20 protein-coding genes are annotated in these 17,101 nt (G+C 44.5%); all 20 read left to right on the top strand.

From position 1 onward, the window contains the following. Window positions 1–309: 309 nt before the first annotated feature. The 20 genes from OCV44_RS14420 (at window position 310) to atpG (ending at window position 17,079) form a co-directional block, all read left to right on the top strand. Window positions 310–1,059, top strand: a complete 750-nt coding sequence (locus OCV44_RS14420) for an amino acid ABC transporter substrate-binding protein (RefSeq protein ID WP_139685484.1) — start codon at window positions 310–312, stop codon at window positions 1,057–1,059. Between the two features lie 134 nt (window positions 1,060–1,193). After that, window positions 1,194–1,865, top strand: coding sequence for an amino acid ABC transporter permease (locus tag OCV44_RS14415; RefSeq protein ID WP_086050366.1), 672 nt, complete (start codon window positions 1,194–1,196; stop codon window positions 1,863–1,865). Continuing rightward, complete coding sequence (locus tag OCV44_RS14410; RefSeq protein WP_139685483.1) at window positions 1,862–2,599, top strand: amino acid ABC transporter ATP-binding protein; 738 nt, start codon at window positions 1,862–1,864, stop codon at window positions 2,597–2,599. The genes OCV44_RS14415 and OCV44_RS14410 overlap by 4 nt, the downstream gene beginning before the upstream one ends. Window positions 2,600–2,805: 206 nt before the next feature. Next, window positions 2,806–2,940: a 50S ribosomal protein L34 gene (gene rpmH / locus OCV44_RS14405; protein WP_004735800.1), complete on the top strand. Its 135-nt coding sequence runs from the start codon at window positions 2,806–2,808 to the stop codon at window positions 2,938–2,940. A gap of 45 nt (window positions 2,941–2,985) precedes the next feature. Continuing rightward, window positions 2,986–3,309, top strand: a complete 324-nt coding sequence (gene rnpA, locus OCV44_RS14400) for a ribonuclease P protein component (protein WP_029223763.1) — start codon at window positions 2,986–2,988, stop codon at window positions 3,307–3,309. Next, window positions 3,276–3,533, top strand: a complete 258-nt coding sequence (gene yidD, locus OCV44_RS14395) for a membrane protein insertion efficiency factor YidD (protein ID WP_086050364.1) — start codon at window positions 3,276–3,278, stop codon at window positions 3,531–3,533. Before rnpA ends, yidD begins: the two co-directional genes overlap by 34 nt. A gap of 2 nt (window positions 3,534–3,535) precedes the next feature. After that, entirely contained in the window at window positions 3,536–5,155 is a 1,620-nt protein-coding gene (gene yidC, locus OCV44_RS14390) for a membrane protein insertase YidC (RefSeq protein WP_086050363.1), read from the top strand. A gap of 130 nt (window positions 5,156–5,285) precedes the next feature. After that, window positions 5,286–6,647, top strand: a complete 1,362-nt coding sequence (gene mnmE / locus OCV44_RS14385; protein ID WP_004735804.1) for a tRNA uridine-5-carboxymethylaminomethyl(34) synthesis GTPase MnmE — start codon at window positions 5,286–5,288, stop codon at window positions 6,645–6,647. A 50-nt stretch (window positions 6,648–6,697) separates the two neighbouring features. Then, window positions 6,698–7,132 (top strand): FMN-binding protein MioC, encoded by a 435-nt coding sequence (mioC, locus tag OCV44_RS14380; RefSeq protein WP_139685482.1) that lies wholly within the window; start codon window positions 6,698–6,700, stop codon window positions 7,130–7,132. Window positions 7,133–7,614: 482 nt separating this feature from the next. Further along, window positions 7,615–9,510 (top strand): tRNA uridine-5-carboxymethylaminomethyl(34) synthesis enzyme MnmG, encoded by a 1,896-nt coding sequence (gene mnmG / locus OCV44_RS14375; RefSeq protein ID WP_139685480.1) that lies wholly within the window; start codon window positions 7,615–7,617, stop codon window positions 9,508–9,510. Further along, a complete protein-coding gene (gene rsmG, locus OCV44_RS14370; RefSeq protein WP_009848127.1) occupies window positions 9,510–10,142 on the top strand; it encodes a 16S rRNA (guanine(527)-N(7))-methyltransferase RsmG in 633 nt (210 codons plus the stop codon). The genes mnmG and rsmG overlap by 1 nt, the downstream gene beginning before the upstream one ends. Window positions 10,143–10,156: 14 nt before the next feature. Next, window positions 10,157–10,936, top strand: coding sequence for a ParA family protein (locus tag OCV44_RS14365; protein WP_139685479.1), 780 nt, complete (start codon window positions 10,157–10,159; stop codon window positions 10,934–10,936). 17 nt (window positions 10,937–10,953) lie between these two features. Beyond that, a complete protein-coding gene (locus OCV44_RS14360) occupies window positions 10,954–11,835 on the top strand; it encodes a ParB/RepB/Spo0J family partition protein (protein WP_139685478.1) in 882 nt (293 codons plus the stop codon). A 192-nt stretch (window positions 11,836–12,027) separates the two neighbouring features. After that, a complete protein-coding gene (locus OCV44_RS14355; protein ID WP_008221392.1) occupies window positions 12,028–12,417 on the top strand; it encodes a F0F1 ATP synthase subunit I in 390 nt (129 codons plus the stop codon). Between the two features lie 8 nt (window positions 12,418–12,425). After that, a complete protein-coding gene (gene atpB, locus OCV44_RS14350) occupies window positions 12,426–13,223 on the top strand; it encodes a F0F1 ATP synthase subunit A (protein ID WP_050711646.1) in 798 nt (265 codons plus the stop codon). A 49-nt stretch (window positions 13,224–13,272) separates the two neighbouring features. Beyond that, entirely contained in the window at window positions 13,273–13,530 is a 258-nt protein-coding gene (gene atpE / locus OCV44_RS14345; protein WP_004411110.1) for a F0F1 ATP synthase subunit C, read from the top strand. 59 nt (window positions 13,531–13,589) lie between these two features. After that, window positions 13,590–14,060 (top strand): F0F1 ATP synthase subunit B, encoded by a 471-nt coding sequence (gene atpF / locus OCV44_RS14340; protein WP_010433231.1) that lies wholly within the window; start codon window positions 13,590–13,592, stop codon window positions 14,058–14,060. Window positions 14,061–14,075: 15 nt separating this feature from the next. Then, window positions 14,076–14,609 (top strand): F0F1 ATP synthase subunit delta, encoded by a 534-nt coding sequence (gene atpH, locus OCV44_RS14335; RefSeq protein ID WP_009848122.1) that lies wholly within the window; start codon window positions 14,076–14,078, stop codon window positions 14,607–14,609. Between the two features lie 13 nt (window positions 14,610–14,622). Beyond that, the gene (gene atpA, locus OCV44_RS14330; protein WP_004735737.1) at window positions 14,623–16,164 is read left to right on the top strand and encodes a F0F1 ATP synthase subunit alpha; all 1,542 of its coding nucleotides are present in this window, start codon (window positions 14,623–14,625) and stop codon (window positions 16,162–16,164) included. 48 nt (window positions 16,165–16,212) lie between these two features. Then, window positions 16,213–17,079 (top strand): F0F1 ATP synthase subunit gamma, encoded by an 867-nt coding sequence (gene atpG / locus OCV44_RS14325; RefSeq protein ID WP_009848120.1) that lies wholly within the window; start codon window positions 16,213–16,215, stop codon window positions 17,077–17,079. Window positions 17,080–17,101 lie beyond the last annotated feature (22 nt).

Below are 17,101 nucleotides of genomic sequence, written 5' to 3'. Positions count from 1 at the left end.
GGTGCCCCACTCTATTTAAGTTATATGAAATGACCGTTAATTTTACCTGTTGATAAGTCAGATCACCAGCAATTGATCACAGATCCAGTGAATAAGATCCAAGTTATTCACAATAATTTTGTAAATAATCGGTGGATCCACACATCTTGCCCCTAATTTACTCACACAATGATCCACTTATGCCCGGATCCTTGCTAGTTATCCCCAAATCGAGAATGCGATCTGGTTATGGTTAATAACATCTGGTTATTTATTCTATTGAGCATTTTCCCAGTAACATCCAACCCTATAAATATAAGGAGTTACCAAATGAATAACTGGATTAAGGCTGCAATTGCGGCTATCGCACTCTCTGCTGCTACTGTTCAAGCCGCGACTGAAGTTAAAGTCGGCATGTCTGGTCGCTACTTCCCGTTTACGTTCGTTAAACAAGACCAACTACAAGGTTTTGAAGTGGATTTATGGGATGAGATCGGTAAGCGTAACGATTACAAGGTTGAATACGTAACGGCAAACTTCTCTGGTCTGTTTGGTCTTCTTGAAACGGGTCGTATCGATACCATTTCAAACCAAATTACAATGACGGATGCACGTAAAGCGAAATACCTATTCGCAGACCCATACGTAGTAGACGGTGCACAAATTACCGTTCGTAAAGGTAATTACAGCATTAAGGGTATCGAAGACCTTGATGGCAAGACGGTTGCGGTAAACCTAGGTTCAAACTTTGAACAACTGCTTCGCAGCTACGACAAAGATGGCAAAATCAATGTAAAAACCTACGATACAGGTATTGAGCATGATGTCGCTCTTGGTCGTGCAGATGCATTCGTAATGGATCGCCTATCAGCACTAGAGCTTATCAAGAAGACAGGGCTACCATTACAGCTAGCAGGTCAGCCATTCGAAACCATTGAAAACGCTTGGCCTTTCGTGAACAACGACAACGGTAAAAAACTGCAAGCAGAAGTAAACCAAGCATTAGCAGCAATGCGCGCAGATGGTACGCTAGAGAGCATCTCTCAAAAATGGTTCGGTGCGGACATTACTCAGAAGTAATTACTCACTTTCTCCATTCAAGGCCCACTGCTTTACACAGCGGTGGGCTTTTTGCTTTTGTGCACTGATTAAAAGCCTGATAGAACAGTATTTCCAAATAGAACAACACTTCCAATATAAATACGAGATAGATTATGGGATTTGACTTTAATTACATGCTAGAGCTGTTGCCAATACTACTGAAGTATTTAGGCACCACGATGGAGATGGCGACTTGGGGCTTGTTCTTTGCTCTGATCCTGTCTCTGATACTGGCGAATATTCGTGTATTCAAAATCCCAGTACTCGACCAACTGAGCCAGCTGTACATTAGCTTCTTCCGAGGCACACCACTGTTGGTACAGCTGTTCCTTCTATACTACGGCCTACCGCAGGTATTTCCGTGGATGGTTGGACTCGATGCGTTTGGCGCGGCCGTGATTGGTTTGACCCTGCACTTTGCCGCTTACATGGCTGAAAGTATTCGTGCCGCGATTATCGGTATTGATCGCAGCCAAATGGAAGCCAGCCTTTCGGTCGGTATGACAACCAGCCAAGCGATGCGCCGAGTGATCTTGCCGCAAGCAACTCGCGTGGCACTGCCTTCTTTAATGAACTATTTCATTGATATGATTAAGTCTACTTCACTTGCCTTCACCCTAGGTGTAGCCGAAATCATGGCCAAAGCTCAAATGGAAGCTTCTTCAAGTTTCCGCTTCTTCGAGGCTTTCTTAGCGGTAGCGCTGATTTACTGGGGCGTGGTGGTTATCCTCACTCGTATTCAAATCTGGGCCGAAGTGAAACTGAATAAGGCGTATGTACGATGATCAAATTACAAAATATCCACAAGCAGTTTGGTGACACCGAAGTATTGAAAGGGATCGACCTCGAAATCAAGCAAGGTGAGATAATTGTCATCATAGGTTCAAGTGGTACGGGTAAATCTACCCTGCTGCGTTGTGTGAATTTTCTAGAGCAAGCTGATCAAGGTACTATTTCGGTTGATGATATCAGGGTTGATGCTCAGAAACACACCAAAGCAGAGGTGCTTGCACTGCGTCGTAAGACTGGTTTTGTATTCCAAAACTATGCACTATTTGCTCACCAAACCGCGAGACAGAATATAGCTGAAGGTTTGATTACCGTTCGTGGTTGGAAAAAGAAGCAAGCCCATGAAAAAGCACAACAAATACTCGACGACATTGGCCTAGGAGAGAAAGCTGATAGCTACCCTGTCGCGCTCTCTGGTGGCCAGCAGCAACGGGTTGGTATTGGCCGTGCAATGGCTCTACAACCAGAGCTTTTATTGTTTGATGAGCCGACTTCAGCGCTCGATCCTGAGTGGGTTGGCGAAGTGCTTAACTTAATGAAAAAACTGGCAAATCAGCATCAAACCATGCTGGTGGTTACGCACGAAATGCAGTTCGCTAGAGAGGTCGCAGACCGAGTGATCTTCATGGCTGATGGTCACATTGTCGAACAGGGATCTCCACAGGATATTTTTGGTAATCCACAGGATCCTAAATTAAAGAAATTCTTAAATAAGGTCGGGATCGAATAAGGATCCTTGTGATTTTAGTTATTCTACGTATAATCCCCCGACCGGAATTTTAGTTAACCCAATCATTGACACTTTTTGTGACAGTGATTACAATTCCGCCTCTTTGTTGAGAGGCGTCGGTTTTCCTTTCTTATATAAAGAAGAGAAAAAATGCCCACGCCGGGTTTAACAAAAACCTAAAACTACTGATCAGTAAGGTAATTACAATGAAACGCACTTTTCAACCTACAGTTCTAAAGCGTAAGCGTACACACGGTTTCCGTGCTCGCATGGCTACTAAGAACGGTCGCGCAACAATCAATGCACGTCGTGCAAAAGGCCGTAAGCGTCTTTCTAAGTAATCTTTGATTATTTTGAATAAGCTAGCCTTCGGTCGGGAGTTACGCTTGTTAACTCCCGAACATTATCAGAATGTCTTCAAGCAAGCTCATCGAGCAGGCTCCCCTCATTTCACCATCATTGCCCGAAATAACTCTCTTTCAAATCCTCGCCTTGGATTAGCTGTTCCGAAAAAGCAGATTAAAACCGCCGTTGGTCGTAACCGATTCAAGCGTCTTACTCGTGAAAGCTTTCGTAACACTCAACACAAACTTCCTAACAAAGATTATGTTGTAATCGCTAAGAAGAGCGCGCAAGATTTAAGCAATGAAGAAATGTTCAAGCTACTCGACAAATTATGGCTTCGCCTGTCTCGCCCTTCGCGTGGATAGCGCTAATACCCATCTATTTATATAGATGGTTTATTAGTCCACTCATCGGCCCACGCTGCCGATTTACTCCAACCTGCTCTTTATATGCGATAGAAGCGTTGAAAGCTCACGGTTTTGTAAAAGGGTGTTGGTTATCAGGCAAACGTCTATTAAAATGCCATCCTTTGAACGAAGGGGGCTTTGACCCCGTTCCACCAGTCCAAAAACAAGACAGAGATAAATAACGATGGATTCTCAACGTAATATCCTGTTAATCGCATTGGCTTTGGTTTCTTTCCTACTGTTCCAACAATGGAACGTAGCTCAGAACCCAGCTCCACAAGCGGTTGAGCAGGCACAATCTGGCAGCACCCTACCAGCGCCATCTTATGCAGATGATCTAGACCCGGCTCCTGGCCAAGTTGCTTCTGCTAAAACTATCACAGTAACAACTGATGTTCTGACTCTGTCAATTGATACGGTTGGTGGTGATGTCGTTACAGCAAACCTAAACGATTACTCTGCTGAGTTCGATTCTGAAGATACTTTTGTTCTTCTTAAAAACGAGCCTGGTCACCAATTTATCGCTCAAAGCGGTCTAGTGGGCCCTCAAGGTATCGACCTAAGCAGCACAAACCGCCCTAGCTACACAATTTCAGCAGACAGCTTCACACTTGCTGATGGTCAGGATGAACTACGCATCCCGATGACTTACCAAGCGAACGGCCTTGAGTACACGAAAACATTCGTCCTTAAGCGTGGCAGCTACGCAGTGGATGTTGAATACGATGTAGTCAACAACTCTGGTAACAACGCGACATTCGGCATGTACGCTCACCTACGTCAGAACGTTATGGATGACGGCGGTAGCCTAACAATGCCAACTTACCGTGGTGGTGCTTACTCTACGGAAGATACGCGTTACAAAAAATACAGCTTCGACGACATGCAAGATCGCAACCTGTCTCTTAACCTAGCAAACGGTCAAGGTTGGGCAGCGATGATTCAGCACTACTTTGCAAGCGCTTGGATCCCACGCGACGAAGCAGGCAGCAACCTTTACACTCGTGTCATTGGTAACCTTGGCGACATCGGTGTTCGCATGCCGAACAAAACCATCGCAACTGGCGACGAAGCAAGCTTCAAGGCAACGCTTTGGGTTGGTCCTAAACTTCAAGACCAAATGGCTGCTGTTGCACCAAACCTAGACCTAGTAGTTGACTACGGTTGGTTATGGTTCATTGCTAAACCACTTCATACTCTGCTTTCGTTCATTCAAGGCATCGTTGTGAACTGGGGTCTGGCAATCATCTGTCTAACTTTCATCGTTCGTGGTGCTATGTACCCACTAACGAAAGCTCAGTACACGTCTATGGCGAAAATGCGTATGCTTCAGCCTAAGCTGACTGCAATGCGTGAGCGTATTGGCGACGACCGTCAACGCATGAGCCAAGAAATGATGGAGCTTTACAAGAAAGAAAAAGTAAACCCACTAGGTGGCTGTTTACCTATCCTTCTTCAAATGCCTATCTTCATTTCACTATACTGGGCACTAATGGAGTCTGTTGAACTGCGTCACTCACCGTTCTTCGGTTGGATTACTGACCTTTCAGCACAAGACCCATACTACATCTTGCCACTTCTGATGGGTGCTTCAATGTTCCTAATCCAGAAGATGAGCCCGACAACTGTAACGGATCCAATGCAGCAGAAGATCATGACCTTTATGCCGGTTATGTTCACATTCTTCTTCCTGTTCTTCCCTTCAGGTCTGGTTCTTTACTGGCTAGTATCGAACATCGTAACTCTGATTCAGCAAACGCTTATCTACCGCGCGCTGGAAAAGAAAGGCTTACATTCTAAGTAAGTTCGATAATAGAAAGAGATAAAGAAAGGCGACCAAAAGGTCGCCTTTTTGTTTTTAGCTGATTACAATTCAGCTAATTGATTAATAGTGAACGCCCCTTTTTGGCTTTCACATGCTAGCAGGCACACCTATGACTACAGATACGATTGTTGCTCAAGCGACCGCGCCAGGCCGTGGTGGCGTCGGTATTATCCGCGTTTCCGGCCCATTGGCGACTCAGGTTGCCCTAGAAGTAACAGGAAAAACACTCAAGCCTCGCTACGCGGAGTACCTACCGTTTAAATCTGACGATGGCATCGAACTCGACCAAGGCATCGCGCTTTACTTCCCTAACCCGCACTCGTTTACCGGCGAAGACGTATTAGAGTTGCAAGGCCACGGCGGCCCAGTGGTGATGGATATGCTAATCAAACGCATCCTAGCCATTTCAGGCGTACGTGCAGCGCGTCCAGGTGAGTTTTCAGAACGTGCCTTCTTGAACGATAAGATGGATTTAACTCAAGCCGAAGCGATTGCTGACTTAATTGATGCCAGCTCAGAAGAAGCAGCAAAATCGGCGCTTCAATCGCTACAAGGCGAATTCTCTAAACGCATTAATACGCTTGTAGATTCTCTTATTTACTTAAGAATCTACGTTGAAGCAGCGATCGATTTCCCAGAAGAAGAAATTGATTTTCTTGCTGACGGTAAAGTCAGTACTGACTTACAGGCTATCATCGATAACCTCGAAGCTGTGCGCCAAGAAGCGAATCAAGGTGCGATCATGCGTGAAGGCATGAAGGTCGTGATTGCAGGTCGCCCAAATGCCGGTAAATCGAGCCTATTGAATGCATTGTCAGGCAAAGAATCTGCCATTGTGACAGATATTGCCGGCACTACGCGTGATGTACTGCGTGAACATATCCATATTGACGGCATGCCACTGCATATTATTGATACCGCAGGTCTACGTGATGCCTCTGATGAAGTAGAAAAAATCGGTATTGAACGCGCTTGGGAAGAAATTGCTCAGGCAGACCGAGTTTTATTTATGGTTGATGGCACAACAACAGACGCAACAGACCCGAAAGATATCTGGCCAGATTTCGTTGATCGTCTACCAGACAACATCGGAATGACGGTAATTCGTAATAAAGCGGATCAAACCAGTGAAGAGTTAGGCATTTGTCATGTTAACGATCCAACCCTGATTCGCTTATCAGCAAAAACAGGCCAAGGTGTCGACGCTCTGCGTAGCCATCTCAAGGATTGCATGGGCTTTGCTGGTGGTCATGAAGGTGGCTTTATGGCGCGCCGCCGCCACTTGGATGCACTAGAACGCGCATCGGAACACCTTGATATTGGGCAACAGCAGCTTGAAGGCTACATGGCCGGAGAGATATTAGCAGAAGAGCTTCGTATCACCCAACAGCACCTCAATGAGATCACGGGTGAGTTCAGTTCAGACGATCTTTTAGGTCGCATCTTCTCTTCATTCTGTATTGGTAAATAACCTTAAAAGGCCGGCTCATGCTGGCTTTCTTCTTTAGTAAGGACAGCTTAATGATCCACATTATTACAGGCAGCACCTTAGGTGGTGCAGAGTACGTTGGCGATCACCTTAATGATCTTCTTGAAGAGCAAGGTCATGAAATAACCCTTCATAATCAGCCTAAATACGATGATATCCCTCAACAAGGCTTTTGGTTGTTGGTGACTTCAACTCATGGTGCTGGTGAATTTCCAGATAATATTAAGCCGTTTGTCGACGCATTGACCCAGCAATCTCCAGATTTAAGCCAGGTTCGCTTTGCTGTCGTGGCGCTTGGAGATTCGAGCTACGATACCTTCTGTTTGGCAGGTAAATCAGTCCACAGCCAACTGGAAGAACTCGGAGCTCACCCTATTTCAGCCTGTTTTACCATCGATATACTTGAAACTCCGGTGCCAGAAGACGCCGCTGAAGAGTGGTTTAACGATCATAGTGACCAGTTTTAACCCCTCTCTTCTCTCAAAAAGCGGCTTATGCCGCTTTTTTTGTCTCTGTACATCGCAATTGTGAATAACTTTTTTTCAAAAATATCTAAAATTCGCGATCTATTTTCAATTTCTGCTGTGGATAAGATCATACATATACGGTGATTAACCTATAGTTATCCAAATAACAAGTTTTCGGACAATTTCCTCCTGTGAATAAGTAGCCATTTTGATCCCAGCTAATCCTCATCATGATCAAAGTTAGATCACATCATTTGATCCAAAAAAGATCCATGATCTTGTTGATCATTTTTGACTTATCCACAGATACTCTCGATCCTAATAATAGATCTAATAAAAGATCTCTTTAAAGATCTTATCTATATTAATTAAAAATCGCTTTTTCGAAAAATCCCAAAAACGTTTTCTCAGGCTATGAAAACAGGTAGAATATCGCTCCTTTTTATCAATCTAGAAAACGTTTGAATACCTGAGGTCGGTTCATGCTTTATCACGAAAAATTTGACGTCATCGTTGTTGGTGGTGGCCATGCAGGAACGGAAGCCGCACTCGCATCTGCACGTACTGGTCAAAGTACGTTATTACTTACTCATAATATCGATACATTAGGACAAATGTCCTGTAACCCAGCCATTGGCGGGATCGGTAAGGGCCACTTGGTAAAAGAGGTCGATGCTATGGGTGGATTAATGGCGCAAGCTATTGATCATGCAGGTATTCAGTTCAGAACATTGAACGCATCAAAAGGCCCTGCAGTTCGTGCAACTCGTGCACAAGCTGACCGCGCACTTTACAAAGCCTTTGTTCGTAACGTTCTTGAAAACACGCCAAACCTGACTTTATTCCAACAGTCGGTTGATGACTTGATCGTTGAGCAGGATCAAGTGGTGGGTGTGGTAACGCAGATGGGCCTTAAGTTCCGCGCAAGCGCTGTGGTCTTGACTGTGGGGACATTCCTAGGCGGGAAGATCCATATTGGTATGGAAAGTTCTTCAGGCGGCCGTGCTGGCGATCCACCATCGATCGCACTGGCTGACCGTCTTCGTGATCTTCCATTCCGAGTTGATCGCCTGAAAACAGGCACACCTCCTCGTATCGATGCTCGTAGCGTTGATTTTTCTGAGCTTGAGGTTCAGCACGGTGATAACCCTACGCCTGTTTTCTCATTCATGGGGAACCGAGCTCAGCAGCCGCGTCAGATTCCATGTTACATCACGCACACTAACGAAAATACGCATGACGTTATTCGTGCCAATCTCGATCGCAGCCCGATGTACGCTGGTGTGATTGAAGGTATTGGCCCTCGTTACTGTCCGTCGATTGAAGACAAAGTGATGCGTTTTGCTGATAAAAACAGTCACCAAATTTTCATTGAGCCTGAAGGCCTAACGACGCACGAGTTATACCCGAATGGTATTTCAACCAGTTTGCCATTTGATGTTCAGGTAAAAATCGTTCACTCAATGAAAGGTTTTGAGAACGCACATATCGTCCGTCCTGGCTACGCGATTGAGTACGACTTCTTTGACCCTCGCGATCTTAAACTGACTTACGAGACCAAGTTTATTAAGGGGTTGTTCTTTGCGGGGCAAATCAATGGCACCACTGGCTACGAAGAAGCTGCAGCACAAGGCTTAATGGCCGGTTTGAATGCGAGTTTGTTTACGCAAGGCAAAGAGGGCTGGAGCCCACGCCGCGATCAAGCTTACATGGGTGTACTTATAGATGACTTGTCGACAATGGGTACCAAAGAACCGTACCGCATGTTTACATCTCGCGCGGAATACCGCTTGTTGCTTCGTGAAGACAACGCTGATATCCGTTTGACTGAAAAGTCACGTGAACTTGGCTTGGTCGACGATGCTCGTTGGACGCGATTCAACGAGAAGATGGAAAACATGGAGAAAGAGCGTCAACGTCTTAAAGAAACATGGATTAATCCAAAATCTGAAGATATTGATCAATTGAACCAGATCCTGAAAACACCAATGTCTCGTGAAGCGAGTGGTGAAGATCTTCTTCGTCGTCCTGAAATGACTTATTCACAGCTAACGTCGTTGGATCGTTTCGGTCCTGCACTGGAAGATCAACAAGCCTCAGAGCAAGTTGAGATCCAAGTTAAGTACGATGGCTATATCCAGCGCCAACAAGATGAAATTGAAAAATCACTGCGTCATGAAAACACCAAACTGCCGGCTGACATCGATTACAGCAAGGTAAAAGGGCTTTCTAACGAAGTGGTTCTAAAACTAACTACCGCTAAACCAGACTCAATTGGTATTGCATCGCGAATCTCAGGTATCACACCAGCTGCAATTTCAATTCTGTTGGTTTACTTGAAAAAACACGGCCTGTTGAAAAAAGGTGAGGAAGCATAATGAGCGCATTACGCGAAAAACTGGATCACCTGATTGGCCAGACTGAACTTGAAGTATCTGAAAAGCAACGCAGCCAATTGGTTGGCTACGTTGAGTTACTAAACAAGTGGAACAAAGCATACAATCTGACGTCAGTTCGTGATCCGCAAGAAATGATGGTGAAACATATCTTAGATAGCATCATTGTTAGCACTCACTTACAAGGCAAGCGTTTTATTGACGTTGGCACTGGCCCAGGTCTTCCTGGGATTCCGCTCTCAATCATGAATCCTGACTGCGAGTTTTACTTGCTAGACAGCTTGGGTAAGCGTATTCGTTTTATCAAGCAAGTGATTCATGAGCTGGGTATCGACAACGTGGTGCCGATTCAAAGTCGTGTTGAAGAATTTCAACCAGAAGAAAAGTTTGATGCCGTGCTCAGTCGCGCATTTGCATCAATGACAGACATGGTAGAGTGGTGTCATCATTTACCTAAAGAGCAATCCGGTGTATTTTTGGCTCTTAAGGGACAACATCCTAGAGACGAAATCGACCTGTTACCTGAATGGTGTTCAGTGACAGACATTAAAGCTTTGCAAGTGCCAGAGCTTGATGGAGAGCGTCATCTAGTTACTTTATCGCGTCAGGGATAATCAGCGAGGCCATAGTGGGTAAAATCGTAGCAATTGCCAACCAGAAGGGTGGCGTAGGAAAAACAACAACTTGCATTAACTTGGCAGCATCAATGGCGGCAACAAAGCGCAAGATATTGGTTGTTGACCTCGATCCTCAAGGTAATGCCACGATGGCGAGCGGTGTTGACAAGTATCAGGTTGAAGCAACTGCTTACGATTTGTTGGTTGAAGACACCCCATTTGATGAGGTAGTTTGCCGAAGTACATCTGGCAACTATGACCTTATCGCCGCAAATGGTGATGTTACAGCGGCAGAAATCAAATTGATGGAAGTGTTTGCTCGTGAAGTTCGCCTAAAGAACGCGTTGGCACCCATTCGTAGTAACTATGATTTCATCTTTATCGATTGCCCACCGTCATTAAATCTTCTTACAATTAATGCGATGGCTGCGGCCGATTCCGTATTGGTTCCTATGCAATGTGAATACTTTGCTCTGGAAGGTTTGACTGCGTTGATGGATACCATCAGCAAGCTCGCTGCGGTGGTCAACGAGAATCTGAAGATCGAAGGTCTTCTGCGTACTATGTACGATCCTCGTAACCGCTTATCGAACGAAGTATCTGATCAACTCAAAAAGCACTTCGGTAGCAAAGTCTATCGAACTGTGATCCCTAGAAATGTGCGTCTGGCAGAAGCGCCGAGTCATGGCAAGCCAGCAATGTACTACGACAAATATTCAGCTGGAGCTAAGGCATATCTTGCTCTTGCTGGCGAAATGTTGCGTCGTGAAGAAGTCCCAGTATCGGTCTAACCAAAGGAATTCGCTCAATGTCTAAGCGTGGTTTAGGAAAGGGGCTAGATGCATTGCTTGCAACTAGCTCATTGGCTCGTGAAAAACAGCAAGTCGCTTCTTACAGTCAGGCGTTGTCGGCTGATGGTGAGCTTATCGAATTGGCTGTTGGTTGCTTAAAGCCAGGTGTATATCAACCGCGTAAGGATATTGCGCCGGAAGCGCTAGAAGAGCTGGCAGCATCAATTCAATCTCAAGGCATTATTCAGCCAATTGTTGTACGCCCACTAGCGCACGACCAGTTTGAGATTATAGCTGGCGAACGTCGTTGGAGAGCGGCTCGTCAAGCTGGCCTTAAGCAAGTGCCATGTCTGATCAAAAGAGTTGAAGACAAAGCTGCGATTGCGATGGCATTGATCGAGAATATTCAGCGTGAAGACTTGAATGCTATCGAAGAAGCACAAGCGTTAGAGCGCTTACAGAACGAATTTGAGCTGACACATCAACAAGTCGCTGAAGTGATCGGTAAGTCGAGAGCAACAGTTAGTAACTTATTACGTCTAAATCAGCTCGAAAATGAAGTAAAAGGTTTAGTTTCCAATAAACATCTGGAAATGGGGCATGCTAGAGCATTGCTTGCGCTTGAAGGCGATACCCAGGTTGAGGCAGCAAACACTGCGGCAACCAAAAAAATGACCGTGCGTCAAACTGAGCAACTTGTTAAAAAGTGCTTAAAGCCAGACGTTGAATCAGAATCGAAGCCTGAAGACACTGAAGCTATCGAACTTTCACGAAGACTCACGGAAAAATTGCAAGCAAACGTTTCAGTTACTCGTTCTGTTAGTGGGAAGTCAAAAGTGACAATTACTCTTGATGAGCCTCACAAATTAGATCAACTTATTGCTAAATTAGAGTACTAAGTGAGATAATTGATTTAGGTCAATTATGTAATGAACAAGTGACCTTGTACAAAAGTTGTCGGTTTGTATACAAAAATGTAAATGATTGCTGCATTCTTATTGCAATCAATTTGGCTGAACGTATAATTTTCGCCAATTTCTCAGCACGCTTTTAAGCGAGTATCAAAGTAGGCTTAAAAGAGGAACGAATACATGGTAGCGGCGTTAGCAAGACCAGGACGAGTGCTTGCAAAGCAAATGTTATTGATCGAGCTTAGCGCGGTTATATTAGTGGCGATAGGGTTAGGTTTAGCTGTTAATCCTGATTGGGGTTTTGCTGCATTAATTGGTGGCGGTATTTTTGTCATCGCGAATGTGGTTTTTTGTGTGTGTGCTTTCCTATTTTGTGGAGCTCGCGCAACTAAGTTAGTTGCGGCGTCGTTCTATGCAGGTGAAGCGCTAAAAATCTTAATCACAGTTCTACTATTCTCTATCGTCTACATGTATATGCAGGTGGAATTAATTCCCCTCAAACTGACCTATTTACTGGTTCTAGGTATTAATATCTTTGCGCCAGTGCTTTTCATTAACAATAAAAAATAGGATGAGTTATGGCTGCGCCAACAGCATCCGGATACATTGAACACCATTTACAAAACCTTTCTTTAGCTAAGTTTGGTCTTGTAGAGGAGACAAGTTTCTGGAACGTACATATAGACAGTCTGTTTTTTTCTGTGCTGACAGGGGTGTTATTCCTTTGGGTTTTTCGCTCAGTCGCTAAGAAAGCAACAGTAGGTGTACCTGGTAAGCTTCAGTGTTTTGTTGAAATGGTAGTGGAATTCGTTGGCGACAACGTTAAAGAAACTTTCCATGGCCGCAACCCTCTGATTGCCCCACTAGCACTGACTATATTCTGCTGGATTATCATTATGAACTTGATGGACTTAGTGCCTATCGATTTCTTACCGTATCCTGCAGAGCATTGGCTAGGTATCCCTTACTTGAAAGTGGTTCCTACAGCTGATGTTAATATAACAATGGCAATGGCTTTAGGTGTTTTTGCTCTGATGATCTACTACAGCATCAAAGTGAAAGGTCTGGGCGGATTTGCTAAAGAATTGGCACTGCATCCATTTAATCACCCAATCATGATTCCATTTAACTTGGTACTTGAGGTAATTTCGTTACTCGCGAAGCCACTATCTCTAGGTATGCGTTTATTTGGTAATATGTTTGCGGGTGAGGTGGTGTTTATTCTTATCGCGGCAATGCTACCGTGGTATTTACAATGGGTAGGTGCACTACCTTGGGCTATCTTCCATATCTTGGTTATTTTGATTCAAGCGTTTGTTTTCATGATGTTGACAATCGTTTACTTATCAATGGCTCATGAAGATAGTGATCACTAAAAAATTTTTAAGCTTTATTCTAACTATTAATGTTAATCGGAGAACGTAAATGGAAACTGTACTAAGTTTTTCAGCAATCGCTGTTGCTATCATTGTTGGTCTTTGTGCCGTAGGTACTGCAATTGGTTTTGCTATTCTTGGTGGTAAATTCCTAGAAGGCGCTGCGCGTCAACCTGAAATGGCTCCAATGCTACAAGTTAAGATGTTCATCATCGCTGGTCTATTGGATGCTGTTCCAATGATCGGTATCGTAATCGCACTACTATTCACGTTTGCTAACCCATTTGTTGGTCAACTAGCAGGCTAATTAACTTCTAAATAGTTAATTAAATTTTTGTAGTTGATTCTTAACGAGGGGTAGCTGTTGTGAATATGAACGCAACTCTGCTAGGTCAAGCAATTGCTTTTTCACTGTTTGTTTGGTTCTGCATGAAATATGTATGGCCACCAATCATGCAAGCAATTGAAGAACGTCAGAAGAAAATTGCTGACGGTCTAGTAGCCGCTGAACGCGCTGCTAAAGACTTGAACCTGGCACAAGCCAACGCTTCTGAGCAAATGAAAGAAGCAAAGCGCACTGCAACTGAGGTTATTGATCAGGCAAACAAACGTAAAGCTCAAATTATTGATGAAGCACGCGAAGAGGCTCAGGCAGAACGCCAGAAGATCTTAGCGCAAGCTGAAGCAGAAATTGAAGCAGAACGTACACGTGCCCGTGATGACCTGCGCAAACAAGTCGCAACTCTGGCTATAGCTGGTGCTGAGAAAATCCTTGAACGTACAATCGATAAAGATGTACACGATGATCTTCTTAACAACATTACTGCAAAACTTTAAAGCAAGGGGCTGTATATGTCTGATTTGACTACAATCGCACGCCCCTATGCTAAAGCAGCGTTTGACTTTGCGGTAGATAAAGGTGAGCTAGACCAATGGGGTCAAATGCTTACTTTTGCTGCCGAAGTGGCACAAAATGATGATGTTCACAATTTATTAAGCGGTTCTATGACTGCTGAAAAATTAGCTGAAGTATTCATTGTAATTTGTGGCGAACAATTTGATGAATTCGGTCAGAACTTAATTAAAGTGATGGCAGAGAACGGCCGCTTGATGGCTTTTCCTGATGTTTGTAAAGAGTTCTTTATACTCAAAAAAGAGTATGAGAAAGAGATCGACGTTGAAGTAACTTCAGCGGTAGAACTTTCTGAAGAACAACGTGCAGAGATCAGCAGCAAATTGGAACAGCGCTTAGCGCGCAAAGTTCAGCTGAATTGCAGTATAGATGAGACTCTACTTAGTGGAGTTATTATTCGAGCCGGAGACCTAGTCATCGATAACTCAGCGCGCAGTCGTTTAGACCGCCTGAGCGATGCATTGCAGTCTTAATGGGGATTGGAGCATGCAACTTAATTCCACTGAAATTAGCGATCTAATTAAACAACGTATTGAATCTTTCGACGTTGTTAGTGAAGCTCGCAATGAAGGTACTATCGTTTCTGTAAGCGATGGCATCCTTAGCATCCACGGCCTAGCGGACGTGATGCAAGGTGAAATGATCGAACTACCGGGTGGCCGTTACGCGCTAGCACTAAACTTGAACCGTGATTCGGTTGGTGCTGTTGTAATGGGCCCGTATGCTGACCTACAGGAAGGCATGAAAGTTACAGGTACTGGTCGTATTCTTGAAGTACCAGTAGGTCCTGAAATGCTTGGTCGTGTTGTAAACACGCTAGGTGAGCCAATTGATGGTAAAGGTCCTATCGAAGCGAAACTAACTTCGCCTGTAGAAATTATCGCACCAGGTGTAATCGACCGTAAATCGGTAGATCAACCTGTTCAAACTGGTTACAAGTCAGTTGACTCAATGATCCCTATCGGTCGTGGTCAACGTGAGCTCGTAATCGGTGACCGTCAGACTGGTAAAACAGCAATGGCGATCGATGCGATTATTAACCAAAAAGATTCTGGTATTTTCTCTATCTACGTAGCTATCGGCCAAAAAGCGTCGACTATTGCTAACGTAGTTCGCAAACTAGAAGAGCACGGCGCATTAGCAAACACTGTTGTTGTTGTTGCATCTGCTTCTGAATCTGCAGCGCTGCAATACCTTGCACCGTATGCTGGTTGTGCGATGGGCGAATACTTCCGTGATCGCGGTGAAGATGCACTGATTGTTTATGATGATCTATCTAAGCAAGCTGTCGCTTACCGTCAAATCTCGCTACTACTTAAGCGTCCACCAGGTCGTGAAGCGTTCCCAGGTGATGTTTTCTACCTTCACTCTCGTCTACTAGAGCGTGCAGCTCGTGTAAGCGAAGCATACGTAGAAAAATTCACTAACGGCGAAGTGACAGGCAAGACTGGTTCTTTAACTGCTCTACCTATCATCGAAACGCAAGCTGGTGACGTATCTGCATTCGTACCAACGAACGTAATCTCGATTACTGATGGTCAGATCTTCCTACAAACTGAGCTATTCAACGCGGGCGTACGTCCAGCTGTTGACCCAGGTATCTCAGTTTCTCGTGTAGGTGGTTCGGCGCAGACTAAAATCATCAAGAAGCTATCTGGCGGTATCCGTACTGCTCTAGCTCAATACCGTGAACTTGCAGCATTTGCTCAGTTCTCTTCGGATCTTGATGAAGCGACTAAGAAGCAGCTAGACCACGGTCAAAAAGTTACAGAACTGATGAAGCAGAAGCAATACGCTCCTATGTCTGTATTTGACCAAGCTCTAGTAATCTTCGCTGCAGAGCGTGGATACCTTCAAGACGTTGAACTTTCTAAAGTTCTAGATTTTGAAGCTGCTTTACTGTCGTTTGCTCGTGGTCAATACGCTGATCTAGCAACACAGATCGACGCAACGGGTGCTTTCAACAAAGAAATCGAAGCTGAGCTGAAGAAGCTTGTTGACGATTTCAAGGCAACCCAGACCTGGTAATTGGTAGGTGGTCTTAGGGCCACCTCATACCATTAACGGAGAGTAACGATGGCCGGCGCAAAAGAGATACGTAATAAAATCGGTAGTGTTAAAAGCACACAGAAGATTACGAAAGCAATGGAAATGGTAGCAGCTTCAAAAATGCGTCGTTCTCAAGACGCAATGGAAGCTACTCGTCCATATGCAGAAACAATGCGTAAAGTGATCGGTCATTTGGCTAATGGTAGCCTCGAGTATAAGCATCCTTATCTTGAGGAACGAGAAGCCAAACGTGTTGGTTATATCATCGTTTCTACAGACCGTGGTCTTTGTGGTGGTTTGAACATTAACTTGTTCAAAAAAGCCATGAATGACATGAAAGATTGGTCTGAGAAAGGTGCTGATGTAGAGCTTGCAATTGTAGGCTCTAAAGCAACAGCATTTTTCAATAACAGCGGCGCGAAAGTAGCAGCTCAAGTTTCTGGTCTGGGCGATCGTCCAAGCCTTGAAGACTTGATTGGCTCTGTAAGCGTTATGCTGAAGAAATATGATGAAGGCGAACTAGATCGCCTGTTCGTAGTGTTCAACAAGTTTGAAAACACTATGGTTCAAGAACCAACGATCGATCAATTACTTCCTTTGCCTAAATCAGACAGCGAAGAAATGAAACGCAGTCATTCTTGGGACTACATTTATGAGCCCGAGCCAAAACCACTACTAGATGCACTACTGGTTCGCTATGTCGAATCTCAAGTGTACCAAGGTGTGGTTGAGAACCTTGCTTGTGAGCAAGCGGCTCGAATGATTGCAATGAAATCAGCAACAGATAATGCTGGTGACATTATTGATGACTTAGAACTTGTGTATAACAAAGCCCGTCAATCGGCGATTACACAAGAACTTTCTGAGATCGTTTCAGGCGCAGCTGCGGTTTAAGCTTAGGTAAAACTAAATAGTT

The sequence above is a fragment of the Vibrio tasmaniensis genome (assembly GCF_024347635.1).
Lineage (GTDB): Bacteria > Pseudomonadota > Gammaproteobacteria > Enterobacterales > Vibrionaceae > Vibrio > Vibrio tasmaniensis.
Note: the sequence above shows the minus strand (reverse complement) of the source record. Positions and strands in the feature narration are given on the sequence as shown.

Bases quoted from the DNA above. Each gene is read 5' to 3' on its own strand.
- atpH (WP_009848122.1), top strand. From the start codon at position 14,076: ATGTCTGATTTGACTACAATCGCACGCCCCTATGCTAAAGCAGCGTTT.
- rpmH (WP_004735800.1), top strand. From the start codon at position 2,806: ATGAAACGCACTTTTCAACCTACAGTTCTAAAGCGTAAGCGTACACAC.
- mnmG (WP_139685480.1), top strand. From the start codon at position 7,615: ATGCTTTATCACGAAAAATTTGACGTCATCGTTGTTGGTGGTGGCCAT.
- mnmE (WP_004735804.1), top strand. From the start codon at position 5,286: ATGACTACAGATACGATTGTTGCTCAAGCGACCGCGCCAGGCCGTGGT.
- OCV44_RS14420 (WP_139685484.1), top strand. From the start codon at position 310: ATGAATAACTGGATTAAGGCTGCAATTGCGGCTATCGCACTCTCTGCT.
- rsmG (WP_009848127.1), top strand. From the start codon at position 9,510: ATGAGCGCATTACGCGAAAAACTGGATCACCTGATTGGCCAGACTGAA.
- yidC (WP_086050363.1), top strand. From the start codon at position 3,536: ATGGATTCTCAACGTAATATCCTGTTAATCGCATTGGCTTTGGTTTCT.
- atpB (WP_050711646.1), top strand. From the start codon at position 12,426: ATGGCTGCGCCAACAGCATCCGGATACATTGAACACCATTTACAAAAC.
- atpA (WP_004735737.1), top strand. From the start codon at position 14,623: ATGCAACTTAATTCCACTGAAATTAGCGATCTAATTAAACAACGTATT.
- OCV44_RS14410 (WP_139685483.1), top strand. From the start codon at position 1,862: ATGATCAAATTACAAAATATCCACAAGCAGTTTGGTGACACCGAAGTA.
- atpG (WP_009848120.1), top strand. From the start codon at position 16,213: ATGGCCGGCGCAAAAGAGATACGTAATAAAATCGGTAGTGTTAAAAGC.
- mioC (WP_139685482.1), top strand. From the start codon at position 6,698: ATGATCCACATTATTACAGGCAGCACCTTAGGTGGTGCAGAGTACGTT.
- OCV44_RS14355 (WP_008221392.1), top strand. From the start codon at position 12,028: ATGGTAGCGGCGTTAGCAAGACCAGGACGAGTGCTTGCAAAGCAAATG.
- yidD (WP_086050364.1), top strand. From the start codon at position 3,276: ATGGCTTCGCCTGTCTCGCCCTTCGCGTGGATAGCGCTAATACCCATC.
- atpE (WP_004411110.1), top strand. From the start codon at position 13,273: ATGGAAACTGTACTAAGTTTTTCAGCAATCGCTGTTGCTATCATTGTT.
- OCV44_RS14415 (WP_086050366.1), top strand. From the start codon at position 1,194: ATGGGATTTGACTTTAATTACATGCTAGAGCTGTTGCCAATACTACTG.
- OCV44_RS14360 (WP_139685478.1), top strand. From the start codon at position 10,954: ATGTCTAAGCGTGGTTTAGGAAAGGGGCTAGATGCATTGCTTGCAACT.